Origin of the sequence: Lacrimispora algidixylanolytica (assembly GCF_003609635.1) — a bacterium.
Lineage (GTDB): Bacteria > Bacillota > Clostridia > Lachnospirales > Lachnospiraceae > Lacrimispora > Lacrimispora algidixylanolytica.
This window is the reverse complement of sequence record NZ_MCIA01000009.1, coordinates 1-23,550: the sequence shown is the minus strand read 5'-3', so window position 1 is coordinate 23,550 and position 23,550 is coordinate 1. Positions and strand designations below refer to the sequence as shown.

At 42.7% G+C, this 23,550-nt stretch carries 22 protein-coding genes and 1 other RNA gene; 15 read left to right on the top strand and 8 right to left on the bottom strand.

All coding sequences use genetic code 11. The annotated features are described in order from the left end of the window. Window positions 1-82 precede the first annotated feature (82 nt). From BET01_RS07440 to BET01_RS07420, 5 genes are all read left to right on the top strand, one after another. Window positions 83-838, top strand: a complete 756-nt coding sequence (locus BET01_RS07440; protein ID WP_120196175.1) for a TraX family protein — start codon at window positions 83-85, stop codon at window positions 836-838. Between the two features lie 45 nt (window positions 839-883). After that, a complete protein-coding gene (locus tag BET01_RS07435; protein ID WP_120196174.1) occupies window positions 884-1,651 on the top strand; it encodes a TatD family hydrolase in 768 nt (255 codons plus the stop codon). A gap of 24 nt (window positions 1,652-1,675) precedes the next feature. Continuing rightward, complete coding sequence (gene rsmA, locus BET01_RS07430; protein ID WP_120196173.1) at window positions 1,676-2,548, top strand: 16S rRNA (adenine(1518)-N(6)/adenine(1519)-N(6))-dimethyltransferase RsmA; 873 nt, start codon at window positions 1,676-1,678, stop codon at window positions 2,546-2,548. A 144-nt stretch (window positions 2,549-2,692) separates the two neighbouring features. Next, window positions 2,693-4,426, top strand: coding sequence for an oleate hydratase (locus BET01_RS07425; RefSeq protein ID WP_120196172.1), 1,734 nt, complete (start codon window positions 2,693-2,695; stop codon window positions 4,424-4,426). Between the two features lie 203 nt (window positions 4,427-4,629). Further along, complete coding sequence (locus BET01_RS07420) at window positions 4,630-6,297, top strand: peptide ABC transporter substrate-binding protein (RefSeq protein WP_120196171.1); 1,668 nt, start codon at window positions 4,630-4,632, stop codon at window positions 6,295-6,297. Window positions 6,298-6,406: 109 nt separating this feature from the next. Here BET01_RS07420 and BET01_RS07415 read toward each other — a convergent pair whose 3' ends face one another. The 7 genes from BET01_RS07415 to nagB all read right to left on the bottom strand — a co-directional run bounded on the left by BET01_RS07415 (window position 6,407) and on the right by nagB (window position 11,792). Further along, window positions 6,407-6,958 (bottom strand): TIGR01440 family protein, encoded by a 552-nt coding sequence (locus BET01_RS07415; RefSeq protein WP_120196170.1) that lies wholly within the window; start codon window positions 6,956-6,958, stop codon window positions 6,407-6,409. A gap of 37 nt (window positions 6,959-6,995) precedes the next feature. Further along, window positions 6,996-7,415, bottom strand: coding sequence for an HIT family protein (locus BET01_RS07410; protein ID WP_120196169.1), 420 nt, complete (start codon window positions 7,413-7,415; stop codon window positions 6,996-6,998). 171 nt (window positions 7,416-7,586) lie between these two features. Beyond that, window positions 7,587-7,991 carry a bacteriohemerythrin gene (locus BET01_RS07405; RefSeq protein ID WP_120196168.1) on the bottom strand — a complete coding sequence of 135 codons (405 nt, stop codon included), beginning with the start codon at window positions 7,989-7,991 and terminating at the stop codon, window positions 7,587-7,589. Window positions 7,992-8,054: 63 nt separating this feature from the next. Continuing rightward, a complete protein-coding gene (locus BET01_RS07400) occupies window positions 8,055-9,065 on the bottom strand; it encodes an ABC transporter ATP-binding protein (RefSeq protein WP_120196167.1) in 1,011 nt (336 codons plus the stop codon). Continuing rightward, window positions 9,019-9,876: an ABC-2 family transporter protein gene (locus BET01_RS07395; protein ID WP_120196293.1), complete on the bottom strand. Its 858-nt coding sequence runs from the start codon at window positions 9,874-9,876 to the stop codon at window positions 9,019-9,021. Before BET01_RS07395 ends, BET01_RS07400 begins: the two co-directional genes overlap by 47 nt. Beyond that, window positions 9,869-10,672: a hypothetical protein gene (locus tag BET01_RS07390; RefSeq protein ID WP_120196166.1), complete on the bottom strand. Its 804-nt coding sequence runs from the start codon at window positions 10,670-10,672 to the stop codon at window positions 9,869-9,871. Before BET01_RS07390 ends, BET01_RS07395 begins: the two co-directional genes overlap by 8 nt. 394 nt (window positions 10,673-11,066) lie before the next feature. Then, window positions 11,067-11,792, bottom strand: a complete 726-nt coding sequence (gene nagB / locus BET01_RS07385) for a glucosamine-6-phosphate deaminase (RefSeq protein ID WP_120196165.1) — start codon at window positions 11,790-11,792, stop codon at window positions 11,067-11,069. Between the two features lie 117 nt (window positions 11,793-11,909). Between nagB and BET01_RS22005 the strand changes: the two genes are divergently transcribed. Beyond that, on the top strand, window positions 11,910-13,556 hold the full coding sequence (locus BET01_RS22005) for a hypothetical protein (RefSeq protein ID WP_243117150.1): 1,647 nt from the start codon (window positions 11,910-11,912) through the stop codon (window positions 13,554-13,556). 25 nt (window positions 13,557-13,581) lie between these two features. Here BET01_RS22005 and BET01_RS07365 read toward each other — a convergent pair whose 3' ends face one another. Then, a complete protein-coding gene (locus tag BET01_RS07365; protein WP_120196292.1) occupies window positions 13,582-14,277 on the bottom strand; it encodes an anaerobic ribonucleoside-triphosphate reductase activating protein in 696 nt (231 codons plus the stop codon). A gap of 69 nt (window positions 14,278-14,346) precedes the next feature. Here BET01_RS07365 and tadA point away from each other — a divergent pair, with 69 nt between their 5' ends. The 9 genes from tadA to BET01_RS07320 all read left to right on the top strand — a co-directional run bounded on the left by tadA (window position 14,347) and on the right by BET01_RS07320 (window position 23,106). Beyond that, window positions 14,347-14,835 carry a tRNA adenosine(34) deaminase TadA gene (gene tadA, locus BET01_RS07360; protein ID WP_120196164.1) on the top strand — a complete coding sequence of 163 codons (489 nt, stop codon included), beginning with the start codon at window positions 14,347-14,349 and terminating at the stop codon, window positions 14,833-14,835. Between the two features lie 68 nt (window positions 14,836-14,903). Continuing rightward, an RNA gene (ffs, locus tag BET01_RS07355) (signal recognition particle sRNA large type) lies at window positions 14,904-15,165 on the top strand. A 215-nt stretch (window positions 15,166-15,380) separates the two neighbouring features. Next, entirely contained in the window at window positions 15,381-16,460 is a 1,080-nt protein-coding gene (locus BET01_RS07350; RefSeq protein ID WP_120196163.1) for a 6-phosphofructokinase, read from the top strand. Between the two features lie 13 nt (window positions 16,461-16,473). Next, the gene (gene dnaX / locus BET01_RS07345; RefSeq protein ID WP_120196162.1) at window positions 16,474-18,042 is read left to right on the top strand and encodes a DNA polymerase III subunit gamma/tau; all 1,569 of its coding nucleotides are present in this window, start codon (window positions 16,474-16,476) and stop codon (window positions 18,040-18,042) included. Between the two features lie 30 nt (window positions 18,043-18,072). Beyond that, window positions 18,073-18,429 carry a YbaB/EbfC family nucleoid-associated protein gene (locus BET01_RS07340; RefSeq protein WP_120196161.1) on the top strand — a complete coding sequence of 119 codons (357 nt, stop codon included), beginning with the start codon at window positions 18,073-18,075 and terminating at the stop codon, window positions 18,427-18,429. Between the two features lie 2 nt (window positions 18,430-18,431). After that, the gene (recR, locus tag BET01_RS07335) at window positions 18,432-19,028 is read left to right on the top strand and encodes a recombination mediator RecR (protein WP_120196160.1); all 597 of its coding nucleotides are present in this window, start codon (window positions 18,432-18,434) and stop codon (window positions 19,026-19,028) included. Window positions 19,029-19,057: 29 nt separating this feature from the next. Then, window positions 19,058-21,529, top strand: a complete 2,472-nt coding sequence (locus tag BET01_RS07330) for a tetratricopeptide repeat protein (protein WP_120196159.1) — start codon at window positions 19,058-19,060, stop codon at window positions 21,527-21,529. Window positions 21,530-21,541: 12 nt separating this feature from the next. Then, window positions 21,542-22,375 (top strand): Cof-type HAD-IIB family hydrolase, encoded by an 834-nt coding sequence (locus BET01_RS07325; RefSeq protein ID WP_120196158.1) that lies wholly within the window; start codon window positions 21,542-21,544, stop codon window positions 22,373-22,375. Between the two features lie 11 nt (window positions 22,376-22,386). Continuing rightward, complete coding sequence (locus BET01_RS07320) at window positions 22,387-23,106, top strand: CvpA family protein (protein ID WP_120196291.1); 720 nt, start codon at window positions 22,387-22,389, stop codon at window positions 23,104-23,106. Window positions 23,107-23,550: the final 444 nt, after the last annotated feature.

Sequence of the window (23,550 nt, the reverse complement as noted above, 5' to 3'; positions counted from 1 at the left end):
GAATATCAGACGCTATGAGAGAAACAAGTAAGGCAGGCCGGGTTTATTAAATCCGGTCTGTTGTAATAAAAAGGAGAATTCCATGCAGGAGACAACAAGCCCCGAAAGAAAAGGATTCACCGGATATACCCTAAAGCTTATTGCCATTGTCACTATGTTCATTGACCACATTGGTGCAGTTGTCATTGAAAATGGCATATTAAGGAACCCGAACATAGACCTTACCACGACCATATTGGGAATCACTCAAGTGCGGTTTTGGGGGTACATTGACTTTGCCCTTCGAACAGTAGGAAGACTTTCCTTTCCCATCTTTTGTTTCCTTTTGGTGCAAGGCTTTGTTCATACTAGAAATCTAAAACACTACAGCATGAGGCTTTTAATATTTGCGTTGGTTTCTGAAGTTCCCTTTGACCTGGCTCTTTCTGGAGAATGGTTTCACCCGGAATATCAGAACGTATTATTCACCCTGCTTTTGGGACTTTGGGTCCTTTCTGCTTATAAAAAGGCTTATGGGGATCCCTTAAAGCAAGCCCTGGCCATTATAGCAGGTTGTGGAGCGGCTGTATTTTTGAGATGTGATTATAATATTATTGGTATTGCTCTAATCTTGATTTTTTATATTTACCGGGATAACCACAAGATACAAAGTCTTTTAGCTGGCTTTTTAGCAGCATTAGAGAGTGCCTACTGTTTAGGAGCCGGGGCATTGTCCCTGTTCGCAATTCGTAATTATAACGGAGAAAGAGGAAAGAATTGCTTAAGTAAATTATTTTACTGGTTTTATCCCGTTCACCTACTCTTGCTCTATATTCTTTCCCTTTTAATTTTAAAATGATAAATGGATTTCTATGACTTAGGGAATCCTTTTAAAGGAGATATGATGATTTTTGATACACACGCCCATTATGACGATGAGGCATTTGAAGAAGATAGAGAAGAATTATTAAAAAGTCTTTTTCACCATGGCATAGAGGCGGTGACCAATGTAGGTGCCAGCATCAAGACCTCTCAAAACACCATGAAAATGATAGACCAATATCCCAATGTATACGGTGCCATTGGCGTGCATCCAAACGAGACGGCAGAACTTGATGAAGAGGGAATTACTTGGCTAAAGGAACAGTCCTCTCATCCAAAGGTCGTAGCCATTGGAGAAATTGGACTTGACTATTACTGGGACGAGCCTGACCGTGAGACACAAAAGAAATGGTTTATCCGTCAGCTCACACTGGCAAGGGAGGTGAATCTTCCAATTATTATCCACAGCCGAGATGCGGCGAAGGATACCCTAGATATCATGAAGGCAGAAAAGTCCCAGGAGCTAGGTGGGGTCATTCACTGTTTTTCCTATGGAAAAGAGATGGCAAGGGAATACTTAAACATGGGCTTCTATCTGGGCATTGGAGGTGTTTTAACCTTTAAAAATGCCAAAAAACTGAAAGAAGTAGTTGAGTACATGCCAATAGAACAGTTGGTTTTAGAAACAGACTGCCCTTATCTTGCACCAGTACCAAACAGAGGAAAACGAAATTCCTCCTTAAACCTCTCCTATGTAGTATCAGAAATCAGTTCAATTAAAAACATTTCTGAAGAAGAGGTTATAAGAATTACCAACGAAAATGCAAAAAACATGTACCGAATCAAGTAATAGTATAGAAAACGGAGGACAAACATGGCAACACTGGGACAACCCCAAAAAACCATTGAAATCATAAAAAAACACGACTTTACAATCCAGAAGAAATTCGGTCAGAATTTCTTAATTGATACCCATGTGCTGGAGAAGATTATAAATTCAGCGGGAATGACAAAAGAAGATTGTGTTCTGGAGATTGGACCGGGAATCGGAACCATGACACAATATCTAGCAGAAGAAGCAGGTCATGTAATTGCGGTAGAGATCGATACAAAGCTGATCCCGATTTTAAATGAGACGCTAGCCGATTATGATAATGTAACCATAATTAACCAAGACATCCTTAAAGTTGACATCAATCAAATTACTCAAGATTACAACCAAGGACGTCCTATTAAGGTAGTAGCAAATCTTCCTTACTACATCACCACCCCGATTATTATGGGACTGTTCGAGGGAGGAGTTCCCATTGACAATATAACTGTAATGGTACAAAAGGAAGTGGCAGATCGGATGCAGGTAGGACCAGGATCCAAGGATTATGGTGCCCTTTCCCTGGCTGTACAGTATTATGCAGAGCCTTATATTGTGGCCAATGTACCACCTAACTGCTTTATCCCTCGCCCGGGAGTGGGTTCTGCCGTCATTCGGCTGACAAGATACAAGACTCCTCCAGTAGACGTTGTAGATCCCAAGCTTATGTTTCGCCTGATCAGGGCCTCCTTTAATCAGAGAAGAAAAACCCTGCAAAATGGGTTAAACAATTCTTCAGAGATCTCCTTTACAAAAGAGCAGATCATTGAAGCGATTGAACACATGGGCCTTAACCCTTCCGTCCGTGGAGAAACCTTAACCCTGAAAGAATTCGCAGGCTTAAGCAATTTTTTCACCCAGTTAATAAACAATTAAAAGGTTAGTAAACCTTATATTCGGCGCCATATTCATGGTGCCGTTTTTTTGTACGGTGTAAAAGTATGTATGGTGACGGATGAAATGAAGTATGATAATATAATCTCATTAGATAAATTATTTTAGAGAATGGAGTGATGGCTTATGAGTGAAAAAAAGAATCTCGGTAAAATACTCGCATGGGGCGCTGCGACCGCCGCCGCAGGGATCGCCGCCAAAAAAACTTACGACTATTATAAGAGCCGTAAGGATCAAAAAGAGTTGTTTTCAAAAGGACAGCCTAAGGAGTGTAATCAAAGGGAGAATCAAAAAGCATATTTTATAGGGGGAGGTCTTGGGAATCTGGCAGGTGCAGCCTATCTCATCAGAGACTGTAATATGCCAGGAGAACAGATCACCATCTTTGAAGGCATGCACATACTTGGAGGAAGCAATGACGGAATCGGAACTCCAGAGAAAGGTTTTGTCTGCCGGGGAGGCCGAATGCTGAATGAAGAGACCTATGAAAACTTTTGGGAGCTGTTTCGCACCATCCCATCCCAGGAACACTCAGGCCGCAGCGTGACTGAAGAAATCTTAAGTTTTGATCATGCTCACCCTACCTTTGCAAAGGCCAGGCTCATCGATAAAGATGGTAAGATTTTGAATGTTTCATCCATGGGATTTACTCAAAAGGAGCGTATGGCATTGTTTCGGCTCATGAATACACCGGAACATAAACTTGATGATTTGACCATAGAGGAATGGTTTGCTGATATGCCTCATTTCTTTACTACGAATTTTTGGTATATGTGGCAGACAACCTTTGCGTTCCAAAAATGGAGCAGTCTGTTTGAATTTCGTCGCTATATGCGTCGGATGATTTTGGAATTTTCAAGAATTGACACTTTGGAAGGTGTGACGAGAACCCAATACAATCAATATGACAGTGTGATTCGTCCCTTGGAACTATATTTAAGAAAGCAAGGCGTTGTATTTTCGGAGAATTGTATTGTCAAAGATATTGATTTCTCACAAGGTGATGGAATTACGGTAGAAGCTCTTCACTTAAAGGATTATGGAGTGGAAAGAAAAGTGGAGCTGACAGATCAGGATATCTGTATTATGACTAATGCCTGTATGACTGACAGTGCAACCTTGGGAGATTTAAACACGCCTGCGCCTGCCCCGCAATTAAGGCCAATCTCCGGGGAACTGTGGAGCAAGATTGCGGTAAAGAAACCGGGACTTGGAAATCCGTATCCATTCTTTGGAGATGTTCATGAAACGAACTGGGAAAGCTTTACGGTAACAAGTAAGGGGAATAAGCTTCTTAAAATGATTGAACGATACTCTGGCAATGTTCCAGGAAGCGGTGCGCTAATGACCTTTAAGGATTCTAACTGGCTCTTAAGCATTGTGGTAGCTGCTCAGCCTCATTTTATCAATCAGCCCATGGATCAGACTATTTTCTGGGGATATGGTCTATATACCAGTGAGGAAGGCGACTATGTGAAAAAGCCTATGAAGGACTGCACTGGGGAAGAGATTTTTACTGAACTTCTTCATCACCTTCATATGGAGGATAAAAAAGACGAGCTCCTTCATGATGTGGTGGACGTCATACCATGCATGATGCCTTATATCGACGCTCAGTTCCAGCCAAGGAAGATGGCCGACCGGCCCAATGTGGTACCAAAAGGTTCCACTAACTTTGCCATGGTCAGTCAATTTGTGGAAATACCAGACGACATGGTATTTACCGAAGAATACTCCGTTCGAGCCGCCAGGATAGCAGTATATACCCTGATGGGAGTGAAGAAAAAGATATGCCCGGTTACCCCATATGCCATGGATCCTAAGGTCCTTGTAAAAGCATTAAAAACCTCATATCGTTAATTATAAGTCAATGTGTCCTCTTGGGCCAGACAGTTCCTTGTTGAAATTGTCTGGCCCTTTGATACGTTATCACTCTAATACGCTACCAAACAAAGGGGTTTGGGCAAAATTCCTACATTGCAAGATGTCATTTTCTGTGATATGCTAATATTTGCGTTGTCTGCGTTCGACGGACGTAAGAAGAAAATTTGGAGGAAAGAAATATGAAGAAAACGGCACTCGTTTTAGCGGCTGTCCTTGCTTCTAGTGTTGTTTTAACAGCATGTGGCGGTTCCGGTAAATCCGGCGCTCAAAACAATACCCAGAGCACAGTGGCAGCAGGAAACACCACATCAGGCGGCCTTGATCTGGCTGTACAGATTGGACCTGACCCAGAAACCATTGATCCAGCTTTAAACTCTTCCATGGATGGTGCGAATATGATTCTGCACGCATTTGAGACCTTAATGATGGTTGATAAGGACAACAACATTATCCCTGGACAAGCAGAAAAGTTTGATATAAGTGATGACGGAATGACCTATACCTTCCATTTGAGAGATGGCTTAAAATGGAGTGATGGTTCCGAATTGACTGCGGAAGATTATGTATATTCCTTTAAGCATCTGGCAGATCCTAAGACTGCAGCACCATATGGAGCCGATATGCTTTCTATGGTAAAAGGATATGAGGAGGCAGCCAAAGGAAATCTTGATGCACTTGGTGTTTCTGCAACAGACCCTAAGACCTTTGTCGTACAGCTTTCCGCTCCATGCGTTTATTTTGATAAAATTATTACCCATGCAAGTATGGTACCAGTAAAGAAAGATGTAGTGGAAGCGAAGGGAGACCAGTGGTCTTTAACTCCTGAAACCTATATTTCTAATGGTCCATTAAAGATGATCGAATGGGTTCCAGGCTCTCATATTACATTTGCAAAGAATGAAAATTACTGGAATGCAGATAAAATCACAGTAAACACCATAAAATTCGTACTGATGGAAGATTCCAATGCGGCTTACAGTGCATACCGTACAGGTGAAGTACAGATGATTCGTGATGTACCTACGGAAGAGATTCCAAGTGTTAAGGGCAATCCTGATTTCCACCTAGAACCACGTATGGCGACAACCTATGCAATTTTCAACGTTCAGAAGGCACCTTTTGATAATGTGAAAGTTCGCCGTGCATTAAGCCTTGCAATTGACCGTAGTTATATTGCAAACACACTGATGATGGAAACAGCAACCCCTGCATCTAATTTTGTAGGACCTGGTATTTCAGATGTGGAAGAAAATTCTTCTTTTGAAGAAGTAACTCGCAAAAACAACGGTGGAGATTACTTCAACATCGATGATCATGAGGCAGATGTTCAAAAAGCAAAAGAGCTTTTAACTGAAGCAGGTTATCCCAATGGGGAAGGCCTTCCATTTATCGAATACATGACAAACGATGCAGGATATAATAAGCCAGTTGCAGAGTATTTGCAGAATGCCTGGAGCGAGCTTGGCGTAAAGATGGATATTAAGATTGTAGAATGGTCCACCTTCACCCCAACCCGTCGTGCAGGAGATTTCCAGATCTGTCGTGGCGGCTGGGTATACGATTACGATGATCCTTCCAACATGTTAACATTGCTTCATTCCACAAGTGGTAACAATGACGGAAAGTATTCCAATCCTGAAGTGGATGCTGTTTTAGCTCAGTCTCGTGATACGGCTGATAAGAAAGAACATTATGAAAAGCTTCATCAGGCAGAAAAAATGATCATGGAAGATGCAGCAGTTTGTCCTCTTATTTATTCAAATGATTATTATCTGCAGAATGAAGACATAAAAGGAACATGGCATTCTCCATATGGATACTGGTTCTTTATGTACGCGACTAAATAATTTCAGTCATATCATAATTACAGCAATGGCATATTGAGAGAAGAAAAAAGCTTTAAATGGCAATTCCATGCGCCATTTAAAGCTTTTTTAACACCCATATTCCTATATTCTATCCAATTGTGTCATCATAGCAGGCACGCATTCCGCCAATGTATTTTGGTCTGGTACGAGCGGCAACCACACGGGCGGAGCCAATATACTTTGTTTCAATTCGTATGGGAACGGCAACGGCACGTAAGTGCATACCGATGAGGGTATCTCCAATATCAATCCCTGCATGAGCTTTAATCCACTCCACCGCTACAGGGTGAGAGAGAGTCTTATACGCTGCCGTTGCAAAGGATCCGCCTGCCTTGAGCTGGGGCATTACATTAACTAATTCGTAATTGTAACGCTCAGCGGCTTCCTGTTCCAGGATTAAAGCCCGGTTAAGATGCTCACAACACTGAGCAGCAACATAGATTCCCTGCTCGTGAAACACCTGATAGATGGCAGAATACACTTCCTGGCCAATCTCTTCACTGGAGTGAGAGCCTATCTGGTGATCGGCGATCTCGCTAGAAGAACAGCCGATGACAACCAAGTCACCCTTTTTTAAATGTGCGGCCTCCAAAAGCTCCCTGGCAGCGCTTGATGCCTGTAATCTGAGTTCTTCTAACATGACTTAGCCCTTCCTTTAAAAAAACATGTGTTGCTCTTTATAATGCTTCCCGAATGGCAGCAGCCATTTCCTCATATTCCTTATCCGTAAGATAAACCTTGTCCGGGTTCATGGTAAAGGTACCGCCCCATTCGTCTCCCCCGTTATACTTGGGAACAATATGCATGTGAAGATGGCAGCCTGTGTCTCCGTATGCTCCATAATTAACCTTATCTGGGTGAAATACAGTATGAATGGCTTTTGCAACTTTGGAGACCTCACCAAAGAATGCATTTCTTTCTTCTTCGCTGATATCGATCATTTCGCTTACATGATCTTTATAGGCAAGAATAACTCTGCCCTTTTTGCTTTGCTCCTTAAATAAATATAAAAAGCCTGTTTCCATCTCACAGATGGGATAACCGAATTTAGCAACCAGGTCACCCTTCATGCAGTATGCGCAGTTTGGATCCTTCATAATCATGTACCTTCTTTCTGAGAGTGTGTAGTAGTTTATACATAATGTTTATTCTATCAAAAAGTAATCAGGATTAAAAGAGAAGAGAAAAAGAATTTCTCCAAAATGCAAAAAAACAGCAGATTCCTCAATGCAACATAAGAGGAGTCTGCTGTTTTTAATAAGTTTTAATTAGGATTTGCTCTTTAAGTGGTTTGCTACCTTAACATCTTCACGTTTGATGTGATTGATCAGCCAACCTGCGATTGCACCATTTACTTCTCCAACCAATGCAACAGTAGGACCGTCTTTTTCAAGCTTCTGGCAGATGCCAGCAACTACCTTCTTAAATTCTTCATGATATCGTTTGTGGTTTGCATAATCAGGATACTGGCTCTGAAGCTGTAATTTCTCCTCATCACCAAAATGTTTTGCAGTATAATCCTGCAAAAACTTTGTGGTATTCGCCAGTTCAGCACGTCCCTTTCCAGTAGAACATGCCGTTAATAGGTTGTTAATTGCGTCGATAAGCTGACGATGTTCCGTATCAATTAACTGGTTCCCTGTTTCTAAATCTTTCGTAAACGTATATGCCATAATTCGTCTCCGTTTCCCATCTTTTACTGATATTCTACACTATTTCCCATAAAAATCCAACTACTAATTTTCCTTCCAGCTTAAATAAAGACTAGCAACAACGTCTTCAATGGGAGCTTTTTTGATTTCTAAATCAAGAATCTGACTGTAATTAGATAGATTACCCAAAACCTCATGGATTGGGACCTTTGTGCGGTCAAATTCATATTCATGAACATCATTTTCTGAATGCAACAGTTTCATCTCTGGCAGAGAGAGAGCAGGTACTCCTGGTTGTGTGGTGACTAAGATTCGATAGAAGCCACCCATTACGCTTCTTAGGGAATCGAAATCTCCATCAAAAGCAATTTTCCCCTTGTTAATAAAGACCACTCTCTGAGCCATCTCCTCTAGATCATCCATGTCGTGGCTGGTGACCACTACAGTCGTTCCATACTCCTTGTTAAGCTTTTTTAAGAAGCCAATCATCTGCTGTTTTGCTAATACATCAAGGCCAAGAGTCGGCTCATCTAGAAAAATCAGTTCTGGTCCGTGTAATAAAAGCATGGCAATATCTGCCCGCATTCTCTGTCCAAGACTTAGCTCTCTTGCAAACGTTTTTAAGATATCAGGCAGGTCTAAAAGCTCCGTAACCATTTGAAGATTTTTCTCATATACCTGGTCAGGGATATTCCACACATCCTTTTTCCATTGGAAACTTGTAATCACCGGGTGATCCCACCATAATTCGGTTCTTTGACCAAAAAGAACTCCGACCCGGTGCATAAGGGGAATCCGGTCTTTTAAAGGATTAAGTCCCAGTACGGTCACCCCTCCTTTCGTTGGCGTAAGGATGCCGGATAAGATTTTAATGGTTGTGCTTTTCCCGGCACCGTTTGCCCCGGCATATGCCACAAATTCTCCGGAATTAATAACCAGGGAAACCTGATCTAAGGCAGTCACCACTCTTTTTTCTGGTCGCAAGAGATTCCTTATAATATCTTTTGTTTCTCCGCTTCTTTGCCACTGTGAATATTCTTTTGTTACTTTATCTAAAACCAAAGCCGGTGTATCTTGGCGAGCCATATCGTTCATAATGTTTCATACCTTTCTTAAATAATAATAATACGGTCAGCATAAATACCAAGGTCACCCCCGGGAGATACAGAGACGGCAAAAATGCTAGCGCAGTAATTCCTTCTGTCCCAGCCTTTAACAGCAAAAGAGAGGGGAACCAGGCGGAGAGTCCAATGGGAAGAACCGTGAGAAACAATCGTTTCACTACCGGATTCATACTTCCTAAAGGATACGTCTTTAAGGTGGAGAACAGATCCCTTCCCACCATGGAAATCTCCTCTGCAGCCGCCGGCGCATAAAAGGCCATGCAAGAGATAATATACAAAAATGACATAATTAAAAGACAGGAGCAGATTCCATAGAAAAGGAATATGGAAAGCCATACTGCATTTATAATAATTCCTGCCTTTATGGCTCCGTAAATAGCAAGACCAGTCCCGAACAAAAAGAGTGGGGAACCAGAAAAGGGTGAAAATCCTTGTGCCAAAAGCTCTGCCCATAAAGGAACAGGCTGTATGATCAGGTGGTCAAGCTGACCTCTGCCCACGATCCTGCTAATAAAACCTGAATTATTTCCAATGAAAAATAAATTAAAGATCCCGTCTACAAAAAGAGCGTAGCCCATCATAAATAATATCTCACTCTGTTTCATACCTGCAAAATGATCAAAATTCAGTGACAGGAGATAAACTCCAGCAACCGTACACCCTCCACTTATCCCATCTGATAAAACTTGTATGAAAAAATATCTGGTATCACGAAGAAGCCATAAAAGATCCATAACCGCATACCGTCGATACAATCGAAAAACCGTTTTTAAATTATCCACCAAAAGATATCATCCTTTCTTTGCTTTTTCTAAAAAACAAAATTGCCACGGTCCATAACACAAGATTCCAAAATAGCTGAAGTCCCAGTACCCATAGCGGGTTGTTTGCAAGACCTGTATAAATGGTCAAGGGCCCGTGAGCAATAGACCCAAGGGGCATCAAGGAAAATAACCTCCCCACCGCCTTAGGAAACAGGGAAAACGGAATCATTTCCCCAGATAACAATGCGAAAATTGCCTCTCTTATGGCCAAAGCCGCAAAACAGCCATTTTTTAAATGCATGGCAAAAGAAGCAAAAATAAGATCCAGAGCAAATCCCAGGGATGCCGCCAGGATAAGACTTATCAAAGCCAAAAGCCCATGCATAGCGGAAGCCGGCAATGGACTTATGCCAAAAGCCGGTGCTAAAAGCCATAAGGGAAGCCCGAAAAACAGGAAATGAGGGATCCACCACTTCCCAACGGTTTCAGCAAAAAAGCTGACTTCCACCGGTATAGGCCTTAAGAAGCGCCCAATGACAGAGCCCTCCCAAAGGGAAGCTGTGGCAGGAGAAATGATGTTTAATTCCTGATGTAATATGGTAGCCATAAGGGTATAGGTCATCAATTCTTCCCCTTGCTTTAGAGACTTCCAGATAAAAATAAGCATAACAAACTGGACGGCCTGAATCATATAACCTCCTGCTACGAACAGGAAGCCGCCGTCAAAGATCTGTTTTGCACAAATAGACATAGTGGAGCGTATGGCTTTTAGAAGGGAGCCATAGCCGGTAAGAACATTTTTGTTCTGATTCATGATTGAAATTCCTCCAATTTGTGGCTGAAATAAGTCGCATTGACACAAAGTGATGTCCGCTTTGTACCCTTATTTCCCGAAAAAACGCACAAAAAAACCCGGTACGAATCGCGTCCGGGCAGAATATCAGTCAAGGATCAGCAAAATTAGCTACCGGTCGATAGACAGAATCTGAGGTGAGACGCTGCGATTTTCGTAAAAAAAGGCGCACTGATACACGGACTGTGCGATATTACAGAAAATCACAGTAATAAACAGAAGATTTTGCCATAATGAAGTTAATCTTATAGAAATCGTTTGCATGCGTCTCACCTCCTCTTAAAATAACTTATGTTATCATATCATTCAAATATTACAAAGTCAATCATAGTATAGTAGTATGGTCCTTTTGGGATCAAAACTTAGTTAATGCAGCCTCATCGGCAACAATAATCACATCTGGGTGAAGTTGCAAAATGGATGCAGGTACACGTGGACTTACAGGTCCAGTGATGACATCATGAAGGATTTCAGCTTTATCCTCGCCGCTTACTACAAGAAGAATCTTTTTGGCACTCATAATGGTGCCGATTCCCATGGTATAAGCTTGCTTTGGGACCTCTTCAATGGTATCAAAAAACCGCTTATTGGCCTCGATGGTGCTTTCCTGAAGATCCACGATGTGAGTATCTCTTGTAAAGATATCAGAAGGCTCATTAAAGCCGATATGTCCGTTGTGTCCCAGTCCTAAGAGCTGTAAGTCAATGCCCCCAAGCTCTTTTATGGTCTCCTCATAGCGGGCCGCTTCCTTGTTCGCATCTGTTTCAGTTCCATCAGGTATGTTGGTATATGCTTCGTTGATATTTACATGGCGAAACAGATTCTCACGCATGAAATGATAATAGCTTTGATCATTTTCCTTGGTAAGGCCTTTGTATTCATCAAGGTTTGCAGTTTTTACTCTGGAAAAATCAAGATCGCCCTTACTGTACCATTCAATCAATTGTTTGTAGATACCAACTGGTGTAGAACCTGTTGCCAGACCCAGTACACAGTTTGGTTTCATGATAACCTGAGCTGAGATAATATTGGCAGCTTTGCGGCTCATATCGTTATAATCCATCGCGCGATAAAGCTTCATTTTTTATTCCTCCGTAGAATTGGAAAAAATTTTTATTTATTTCTTTCAACAGGATAACATTTTTATGTCATAGATGCAATGGCATTCGGCATAAAATAATTATAAAGGAGTGGTGGCATGTCTAACTATCGAAGACTAATCTCATATATTTATGCCTACGAAGGCGGAGTCAAAGGAAAAAACATCGGATTTGCCAAGATAGAGACTAGAGGAATCCAATGCAAGATTACGGTAAATGTTAAACGGGTATATGTGGGTGGCAATGATATAGGGGTTTACTTATTAGCTGGAGAACAGGAAATTTACCTCGGTAATATTTTCATACGTGGTGGTTCTGGAGAATTCAGGGCCGCAGTATCAGCAAGTGATATCGAGCATTCCGGCATTGCCGTGGATCAGTGCTTTGGACTGACCATCCACGACGTGAAAAATACATGGCGCTCTTATACAACCATATGGGAAGACGCAGTTGCTCATGCAGCAGAGTTGGAATTACAGAAGGCATCTCAGGCTAATCATGACGATGACCGACCCGCAATTTCAGAGGAGCAGATAAAAAAGGCTGTCCAGGAAATTGAAGAAGAATTTCCATTGCAGTCCAACGAAGCTTCAGAAAATCAAGAAACGTCTCAGCAGTACGCTGAGGAAGGAGTTCGGGAGGAGAACCTGGTTGCCTCCCTGGAAAGTGATGCAAAAAAGGATATTCTGGATGACGCCATTACAAAAGGTGCTTTTGCAGAAGCAGATCCTTTGGAATCATTATTGGACGCACAGCAACAGGGAACTATGCCTGGAATGACAGGTCCAGGTGCAACAGGCCCGTCGCCAATACCCCCTGGTGAACCAATCCCGACTTTGACAGGACCAATGAACATAACGCGTCCAACACCCACAGGTCCAACTCCCAATACGAGCCCTGTATTCATAGGCCCGATTCCAGGAACTAATCCAAGGACTACAGGTCCTACGGTTCCAGGCCCCACAATTACAGGTCCTACGGTTCCTGGCTCCACAATTACAGGTCCCACGGTTCCAGGCCCCACAATTACAGGTCCCACTGCTGGCTGGAAAGAGGGAACTCCTCCCGTTAACACGGGTCCAATTCCAGGCTGGTGGCAACAGCCAGCACCTTCTTCTACAGGCCCAATGCCAGGCGTACCACAGCCAAACAGACCTGGAGCCACCGGTCAGGTAGAAGCAGAAGCACTTCCGGCAGAAGCAATATCCTATGAAGAGTCCGTTTCACCCGGTAAGACCTTGCTCTATCGTTCCGATGCCCCGTTAAAAGAAGAACTAGTAAATGAGGAACCAGTAAAAGAACCTGTTTTACCGACCCTTGGAAACCCGGCAGACCTGGAACGTCTTCTTAAAAACGAAGGCCAGGAAGAGAGTTCTCATGATGTTGTCTGGGATAAACTAAGACGAGAGCATACCAGAATACTTGCGTTTGACTACGAAGAAGGTTGTGAGATCCTAACCATCAAGCCCCAGGACATCGGTCTTTTGCCAAGAGACTCTTGGGTATATGGCAACAACAGTTTCTTACTTCATGGATTTTACAATTACCGTTACTTAATTTTAGCAAAACTATTCAATGCCAACGGATCCCCTCGCTACCTTTTGGGCGTTCCCGGTCATTATTACAGCAATGAACAATACATGGCTTCCATGTTCGGTTTCCCTAGCTTCGTTTTGTCAAAAGAACAGCCGGTGGAAGATGGAAGGTTTGGTTTCTGGTACACGGATATAAAAATAGGGAGCTGATTCAGCTCCCTATTTTTTACTATCCTTACTCTGTTACACCCCGAAGCGATGCATTTGGAAGATATGGCGTTAAAATGTCAATAAAATCCTCTAATTCTCTTCTGCTAAAAGATTCATATCCAGGGCATAAAACATCCTCGGATTCCACATAATTTTGAAGGTAATAATGGGAAGATCCTTGAAGCCACTGCCCGATTGCAAAAAAGTCCTCTTTGGTGTGGATTCCCTTTACTGTGGTGGTACGAAATTCCCATGGAACATGTCCCTCCATTAGAAATGCAGCACTTTTTTCTATTTGCTCCATACGGATACTGGCAATACCAGAAGCCTTTTTATAGTTTTCTTTTCCCGCTTTGATATCCATTGCCACATAATCAAGAAGCCCATGAGAAACCAGGGTTTTTAATACCTCAGGCTGATGCCCATTGGTATCCAGCTTCACAAGATATCCCAAGTCCTTGATTGTCTCAATAAAAGGTTCTAAATCTCCATTTAGGGTAGGTTCACCGCCCGTGATGCAGACTCCCTCCAGGATGCCCTTTCTTTTTTTAAGAAAATCCATAATATCATCTTCTGAAAAAGAAGGCGTTACATCCCCGCCAATCAGACTGCTGTTATGGCAGAAGGGACATAAGAAATTACAGCCGCCAAGGAATATGGTTGCGGCTACATGGCCAGGATAGTCCAGAAGAGTGGTTTTTTGGAGACCGCAAAGTTTCATGTCTTCACCATTCCTTTGTTTCATGATATACTTTCATTATACCATAATAAAAAGCAAAGAGGAATTACCATGACCAGTGATGAAAAATATATGAGGGCAGCTCTCTTACAAGCGAAAAAAGCAAGTGCCATCGGAGAGGTCCCAATTGGCTGCGTGATTGTTTATGAAGATAAAATCATTGCCCGTGGCTACAACCGCCGCACCATCGATCAAAATGTCCTATCACATGCTGAGATCAATGCCATAAAAAAAGCGTGTAAATATATGGGAGACTGGAGATTAGAAGGCTGCACCATGTATGTAACCTTAGAGCCATGTCCTATGTGCGCAGGGGCCATTGTTCAGGCCAGAATTCCCAGAGTAGTGATTGGCTGCATGAATCCAAAGGCAGGTTGTGCTGGCTCCATTTTGGACATGCTTCACGAGGAGCGGTTCAATCATCAGGTTGAGACAGAGATTGGAATTCTTGAGGAAGATTGTTCCCAGACCATGAAACAGTTTTTTAGGGAATTAAGGGAAAAGAAAAAACAGAAACTGGAAGTGGCAAATGCTCTGTAAAACCTTGACAATATTTATGTTACCATGTATACTTAACAGCGGTTATACATTAAAATGTCATAAAGTTTCCGTGCAGCCGGGGAGATAGCGGTGCCCTGTACCTGCAATCCGCTCTAGCAGGGGTGATGTCTCACCCAGGGCCGGCTACTGTAGGGCTGCCCCTGAAAAGTGGCGATGACGTTTGGGTCTTACGCAACAGTACTTCGTGAACCGTGTCAGGGCAGGAATGCAGCAGCACTAAATGAATGTTACTGTGTGCCGTGAGGGTGCCTGGACTGAGTTAACTATCAGGGTAACGCCTGTGGTAGCGGTTCAAAGTGAGACGCACGGATTAAATATAAAGTTCATCGGACGCCGAAAACAGATTCTGTTTTGCGGTGTCTTTTACATTTCCATGATATCTAGTTTAAATTTTTCTTATTTTTCTATTATAATGAAGTTTTCCCTTGCTCGCCATTCCCCTTTGTATTATAATTGAGAATAAAATGGGTATAATAGTACCTATTTTATAATGACAAATCTAATCTAAGAAGAGGTGTGCTTTCATGATGAGAATTGGAATGCTGACGAGCGGAGGAGATTGCCAAAGCCTTAACGCAACCATGCGTGGCGTGGCAAAAGCACTTTACCGGATGTTCGAAGATATAGAAATCATAGGATTTGAAGATGGTTATAAAGGTCTGATTTACACGGTTTACCGTATTATGAGACCCGAAGAATTTTCCGGAATTTTGACAAAAGGCGGAACCATCCTTGGTACTTCAAGACAGCCGTTTAAGCTTATGCGAACACCAGATGCAGACGGCCTTGACAAGGTGGAAGCCATGAAGCACACATATAGAAAACTGAAACTGGAATGCCTCGTGGTATTAGGAGGCAACGGAAGCCAGAAGACAGCCAATCTTCTTCGTGAAGAGGGGCTTAACGTAGTTTCACTCCCAAAAACCATTGATAATGATTTATGGGGAACTGATATGACGTTTGGATTCCAGAGCGCTATGAATGTGGCAACCAATGCCATTGACTGCATCCATACCACAGCCGCTTCCCACGGCAGAGTTTTTATCGTAGAGGTTATGGGGCATAAGGTAGGCTGGCTTACCTTACATGCCGGCATTGCAGGAGGAGCTGATATCATTCTCCTTCCTGAGCTTCCCTATGATCTCGATATAGTAATTGAGGCCCTTAAGGCCAGAACGAGAAACGGTAAGAAGTTTTCCATCATAGCCGTTGCCGAGGGAGCTATTTCAAAAGAGAATGCGGCTCTTTCCAAAAAAGAGCTGAAAGAAAAAAAGAAAAGCGGAGTTGTCTATCCATCCATCGCTTACGAAATTGGTGCCATGATCACGGAGCGGACAGGCCAAGAGGTGCGGGTCACCGTCCCAGGTCATATGCAAAGGGGAGGAGATCCCTGTCCCTATGACCGTGTGCTGTCTACCAGGCTTGGAGCAGAAGCGGCGATGCTTATTAAAAACAAAGAATTTGGAAACATGGTTGCGGTACAAAACAATGATATTGTGAGCATGCCGCTAGCCGAAGTTGCAGGAAAATTAAAAACAGTCGATCCCCAATGCTCTATTGTCAAGGAAGCCAAGATGATAGGCATTAGCTTTGGAGACGAATAAGGAGTCAATCAGCATGTCATATACGGCATTGTATCGGAAATGGCGTCCCTCGTCTTTTTCGGATGTAAAGGGTCAGGACCATATCGTACAAACATTAAAAAACCAGATCGTATCCGGACGTATTGGACATGCATATCTGTTTTGCGGAACCAGAGGAACCGGTAAGACGAGTATTGCAAAGATCTTTGCGAAAGCAGTCAACTGTGAGCAACCAAAGGACGGAAGTCCTTGCGGAGAATGCTCCACCTGTAAGAACATCGCAGCCGGAGCCTCTCTTAATGTATCAGAGATCGATGCAGCATCAAACAATGGCGTGGAGAACATCAGGGAGATCAGAGATCAAGTCCAGTATCCGCCTACAGAAGGCAAATACCGTGTTTATATCATCGATGAGGTTCATATGTTATCTACAGGAGCCTTTAACGCACTGTTAAAGACCTTAGAAGAGCCTCCCTCCTACGTTATATTTATTTTAGCTACCACAGAGGTACAAAAGATACCGGTAACGGTAATGTCTCGCTGTCAAAGATATGATTTTAAAAGAATTACAGTAGAGACCATTGCAGATCACTTAAAGGAACTTATTGCCGCCGAACACATACAGGTAGAAGAAAAAGCCATAACCTATATCGCAAAATCGGCTGACGGTGCCTTAAGAGATGCCTTAAGCTTGCTTGACCAGTGCATTGCGTTCCATTATGGAGAGATGCTTACTTATGATAACGTCTTAGACGTCCTAGGTGCTGTGGATACAACTGTATTTGGAACGATGTTCCGTGCAGTTACAGAGAACCGGACAAAGGACTGTATTACCTGTCTTGAGGAGATGGTAATCCAGGGAAGAGAACTCGGTCAGTTCGTGGTAGACTTCATCTGGTATTTGAGAAATCTTCTCATTCTAAAATCCGTTGATGATGCAGATAACTTACTTGATATGTCAACGGAAAACCAGAGCCTCTTAAAAGAGGATAGCAACCAGGTTGACCAGGAGACACTGCTTCGTTATATCCGGATATTTTCAGATCTCTCAAACCAGCTTAGATATGCTTCCCAGAAACGGGTCCTCATTGAGGTCGCACTCATAAAACTGACCCGACCTCAGATGGAAGAGAACTTAGACTCCCTCATTGAGAGAATCAAATTGATAGAAAAGCAGATGGAACATGGAGTCGTGGTAAGTGCCACACCGAAAGAGGCATCAGTCCCAGAAGATGAGATGACTCCTTCGGAGCGTGTAACTTTGCCAAAAGGCCAGCTAGAGGACTTGAATTTAGTCCGCAGCGAGTGGGGGAAGATCACCCGAGAATTAGGAGGTCCAATCAGGGCCAGTTTTCGGGATACTGTAGTGGAACCTGCCGGAGAAAGCTTGTTATGCATTGTTTTTGACGACCAGAGTAATTACATGATCGGAAGCCGGGAAGCTGTTATCATTAATTTGAAACGATACGTTGAAGATCATTACAAAAAGTCCATTGACTTTAAGACAAGACTTCGCGGCGGAGGCGAACGCCTGGATACCATTTACGTCAGCGAGGAAGATTTAAAGACAAACATTTTAATGGAAGTTACAATAGAAGACTAATAAAACAGGAAAATCAGGAGGACGAATCCCATGGCAAAACGTGGCGGTTTTCCAGGCGCAATGCCTGGTAATATGAACAATTTAATGAAGCAGGCACAGAAGATGCAGCGTCAGATGGAAGAGACGACAAAAACTCTTGAGGATAAGGCATATACTGCAACTTCAGGCGGCGGAGCTGTGAGTGTCACAGTATCTGGTAAAAAAGAAGTGACATCTGTAAAATTATCCCAGGAAGTTGTTGACCCAGAAGACATTGAGATGTTAGAGGACTTAATTATGGCAGCCACCAATGAAGCTTTCCGCCAGATGGAGGAAGAGAACAGTTCAGCAATGGCTAAGCTTACCGGAGGGCTTGGCGGTGGTTTAGGCGGAGGCTTTCCGTTCTAATTATGGATTATTATAGCAGTCAGATAACAAAATTAATCGAAGAGCTGTCAAAGCTTCCGGGCATTGGCAGTAAATCCGCACAACGTCTGGCGTTTCATATTATTAACATGCCGGAGGAACAAGTGTCAGGCCTTGCTTCAGCCATTACAGAAGCAAAACGCAATGTACGTTACTGCAAGGAATGCTTTACCCTGACAGATCGGGAACGATGTCCTATTTGTATGAGCGAAAAACGCAATCATAAGGTAATTATGGTGGTGGAAGATACTAGAGATTTAGCTGCCTATGAAAAAACCGGGAGGTTTGAAGGTGTTTATCATGTTCTTCACGGAGCCATTTCCCCTATGCTGGGAATCGGACCTGGAGACATTAAGCTGAAAGAATTGATGCAGAGGCTGCAAGGAGATGTAGAAGAGGTGATTATTGCCACCAATTCAAGTCTTGAAGGCGAGACAACAGCCATGTATATCAGCAAGCTGATCAAACCCACTGGAATTAGAGTTACCCGTATAGCCAGCGGGGTACCCGTTGGAGGAGATTTAGAGTACATAGATGAGGTTACATTGTTACGGGCCCTAGAGGGCAGGATCGAACTGTAACTCATTTGCCTTGTTAGGAGATGCAAATAATGGATAAGTACGAGTTTAATATAAAGGTTGAACAGATCAAAAAACTGGTCGGCAAAGATGACTATGAGACGGCTATGAAAATAGCCGATACCATTGACTGGAGAAGAGTACGCAACACCAATCTGCTATCCATGGTAGCCATGGTATACGAGAAAAATAAAGAATATCAGGAAGCCAAAGGGATACTCCTACAGGCTTATGAGCGCGCACCGATTGGAAAACGCCTATTATATAAGTTAGCAGAGTTGGCAATTAAGGAAGGCAATATCGAAGAAGCGGAAGGATATTATAAAGAATTTGGTGATCTGGCATCTGATGATCCCAGACAGCAGCTACTTCGTTACATGATTTTAAAATCAAAAGGAGCCCCAGCTCAGCAACTCATTCATTCTCTGGAGTCCTACACAAGTGTAGAGCTTGACGAGAAATGGTTATATGAGCTTGCAGAATTATACAGCCTGGCTGGTATGCCTGATCGCTGCGTAGAAACCTGTGACCGGATTATGCTTATGTTCGGTCTTGGCAAATATGTAGATAAGGCTATGGACTTAAAGATTAAGTATGCCCCTCTCACCCATTATCAGATGGACCTTGTAGAAAATAGGGACAAATACGAAGCAAGACTTCGTGCAGTGGAACAGAGATATGGAAGTGGTAGTATGCTTTCAGAAGAATCAGAACCTGAGGAAGAGTATTACGACGAAGAGTCAGCTCCACAGGAACCTGAATTCCAATATGAAGAAAATCCTATAGCCTCCAACTTAGAAACCTCCATTGAGGAAGCCGATGTTCAGGAAACTTTGGCAAGAGAGTTGTCAAAGATATCCTATGAGGAACCAGTCCTTCAGGAGGAACCAAAGCTGGAACACACAAGAGTCTTAGAAGACATCCGAAGAGTCGGCAGTCCTATGACCTCTGTGAAAAGGCCAAGAGGATCTTATTTCTCACAAGAAGAGGAATCCTTGGAAGCCAATTTGGGACCAATGATCGAAGAAGAAAACCTGACAGGCCCAGGACTAGATGAGTCCCAGCTGTCTCAGTATGACATAGAAGGATCTGAATTATCTGAGTACGTAATGGAAGAGGGATTAAACTACCAGTATGGCGAAGGAGAATCCGATCATTCCCAGTATAATTTAGAGGAATCTGACGCTTACCATTATAATATGGAAGAATCAGAGCTGTCTCAGAATGACTTGGAGGAATCATCAGATGTTCTTCCATACGCATCATTGGATTCTCAGGAGTTAGATCACGACAATTATGGGGAAGCCAACAGTTACGAAGAAGGCGACCTGCATGCCGAAGAACAGTCCGCTGCAACGGCAGATGAAGAGTCGGAATCATTCTCCCAGGCAGAACCTTCCTATGAATCATTCGACTTAGAAAAGAAATTCTCAGAAGAAAGTTTCTTTGAGCCCATTCGGGAAGGGTCTAATTACACCCAGCCAGACCATCTACAGTTTGAAGATCTTTATGAGGAAGATGAACTAGATGAGACTCCTGTAAGAAATCATCTTATGATAGAAGCGAGAACCCCTGAGAAGGGTCTTTCTATGGCAGTAGAAGCCTTAAAGCAAATTCATAAGGAAAATGGTGTAAATAATCCAGTTGCTAAGATCACCGGTTCTAGGCTTTCAAAGCGCGGAGTACTGTCTTGTGCAGATAAACTTGCAGGAAAAGATCTTATTGTAGAGGAAGCTGGAGATCTTACTTCTGATGCCCTGATTGAATTAAATCAGATCATGGATCAGGACACCAGTGGAATGATTGTCGTCTTGATTGACAACCCCAAACAAATGGAGCTTCTTCACAGAGAGCATTCCGCCCTTGCCAGTAAGTTTGAGTGCATTGGAAGCGGAGAAGCAGCTCCCGTTTCATCACCCCAGCGCCCAATCTCTCAACCTCAGATTTTAAGAGAACAGCCTGAGACTGATTACGCGGCCCCTTCATTCCGCCAAAATGATGATTCTTATGACTCTCAAGGTGCTTATCAAGAAGACTACGGGTACGAAGATGAAAACAATTATCCCCCTGAAGAAGATTACAATTCCCAGGAACCCATAGAAGAAAAACCAGCTCCCCGGAAAGGGTTCTTTTCCAAAAACAAAAAAGAATCCCAGAGCAGGGCCAATACCCAGGAAGTCAGCCAATCCGTACGTGAAGAAGCCGCTTCTTATGCTCCTAACGAGGAGATGGATATTGATGAGTTTGCTCAATATGCCTGCCGTTACGCCAATGAAATAGACTGTAGCATTACAGGCAAAAGTATGCTCGCTCTATACGAGAGAATTGAAATCATGGAAGAAGACGGTATCTCACTGAGCAAATCAGCAGCAGAAGGCCTAATTGAAGAAGCTGCAGACCGGGCTGAGAAACCATCCTTTGGTAAGAGATTTAAGAATCTATTTTCTTCCAAATACGATAAAGACGGACTTCTAGTATTACAAGAAGAACATTTCATATATTAATGGAGTATAAAATTGGACATTAAGCTTATTGCACTAGATTTGGATGGAACATTGTTAAACAGTAAAAAACAGCTTTCAGACACGAATCGCAAGGCTCTATCTGAATGTATTCAGAATGGAATTATCATTGTTCCCTGTACCGGACGCACAGCAGACGGCATACCGTTAGAGTTGAAAAGCATAGAAGGTATCAGATATGCCATAGCCACCAATGGCGCTGTCATTCATGATCTGGAAAAAGAGACCGTAATTGATACTCGTATGCTCACCTGGGAGCTGGCCATGGAACTTCTGAATTTTGTGAATGACTATCCTGTCATGTATGATCCTTATATAGAAGGAAGAGGAATCACAGAACGAAGGTTTCTCGAAAACCTATCCCATTATTGTCTATCAGAATCATTACAGGAGATGGTCAAAAACACCAGAGACATACATCCTAATATCATAGACTATGTTAAGAAATCAGGTAAGCCCGTAGAGAAGATCAACCTGTTCTTCCCTGATATGGAGGGACGAGCTAGATTAAGGGCAGATTTGGATAAGTGGGATAATATTTTAGTTACCTCCTCCATTCCTAACAACCTAGAGCTCAACGCTCTTGGTGCATCAAAAGGAGAAGCCATTTACCGTCTTGCAGATCATCTGGGTATCTCTAGAAATCAGACCATGGCTATTGGAGACGGCGAAAATGACTTCACTATGATTCGTATGGCAGGAGTTGGAGTTGCTATGAAAAATGCAAGTGAGGAACTAAAGGCAGAAGCAAATTATATTACAGAGACCAATGATGAGGACGGGGTAGCAGCCGCTATCTACCGCCTGGTATTTGGAAGGCAATTATGACGAGGCTATATATGGAAAACTGGTTATCAATATTAGCTGGTATTTACCTATTGGGAATGGTTTTATACGGCCATCACAAAGGATTTATCCGGCTGGTTGTATCAATGCTGGCAGTGATTATTTCACTTACCATAGTCCGTGCTGCATTGCCAACCGTAACAGGATATATAAAAGAGAACACAAAACTTCAGCAGACCATATCCGAGAGTATGAAAAAATCCGTGGGCCTTCAAGGAGAAGATAACACAGGTGAGACTACTTCTGAGGTCCCATCCATTCAACGGACAGTCATCGAAAAGCTTGAGCTACCTCAGAATGTGAAAAGTGCTCTGATTGAAAACAACAACAGTGAGATGTATCAGCTCCTTGGAGTGCAAGCGTTTACAGATTACATTGGAAACTTCCTTGCAAATAAGATATTGAATTCCGTGGGATTTGTCATTTTGTTTGCGGTGGTCTACTTAGCCATGAAGTTAATTGTAAGCTGGCTTGATATCATAGCAAGACTTCCTATTATATCCGGAATGAATAAGATAGCAGGGGCTCTGCTAGGTGGAGTCCAGGGTCTTGTCTTTCTTTGGCTCGCCTGCATCCTCATAACCGCATTCTCAGGTACAACATGGGGACTTACGTTATCTCGGCAAATCGAAGCCAGCAAGTGGCTCTCCTATCTATATAATCATAACTTCCTGAATCTTATGGTTCTAGGGGTCCTGCAGGGGCTCAAATAACGAAAAAGTTGTATTTATCCAATATGCAATTAAAACAAATCTACAAACAAAGGTAGGAATAACCTGGTTTGTAGATTTTTTCTTTTCCCATTCGCTAAGGGAAAACAGCAGAATATGCCCATAATACAAGAGAAAAACCACAATCTAAAAAATTGTTCAAACAAATGCAACAAATTTCCTTGACATCCACTTTGGGACATGATATATTATAGATCCGATGGAGAACACCTCACATCAGCAGTCGAAAAAAGTCGATTGAAGAAAATAACAAAAGTTGTTGACAAACGAAGCGCCGCGTGATATACTACATGAGTTGCTGATCGAGAGACACAACAAAGCACTTTGAAAACAGAAGATTGAACAGTATGTAAAACCCTGAAAATTCTAAATAATAAGCCGCGTTTGAGTGGCTTTGAATGAGTAATTCAGAACGAATACAAGAAG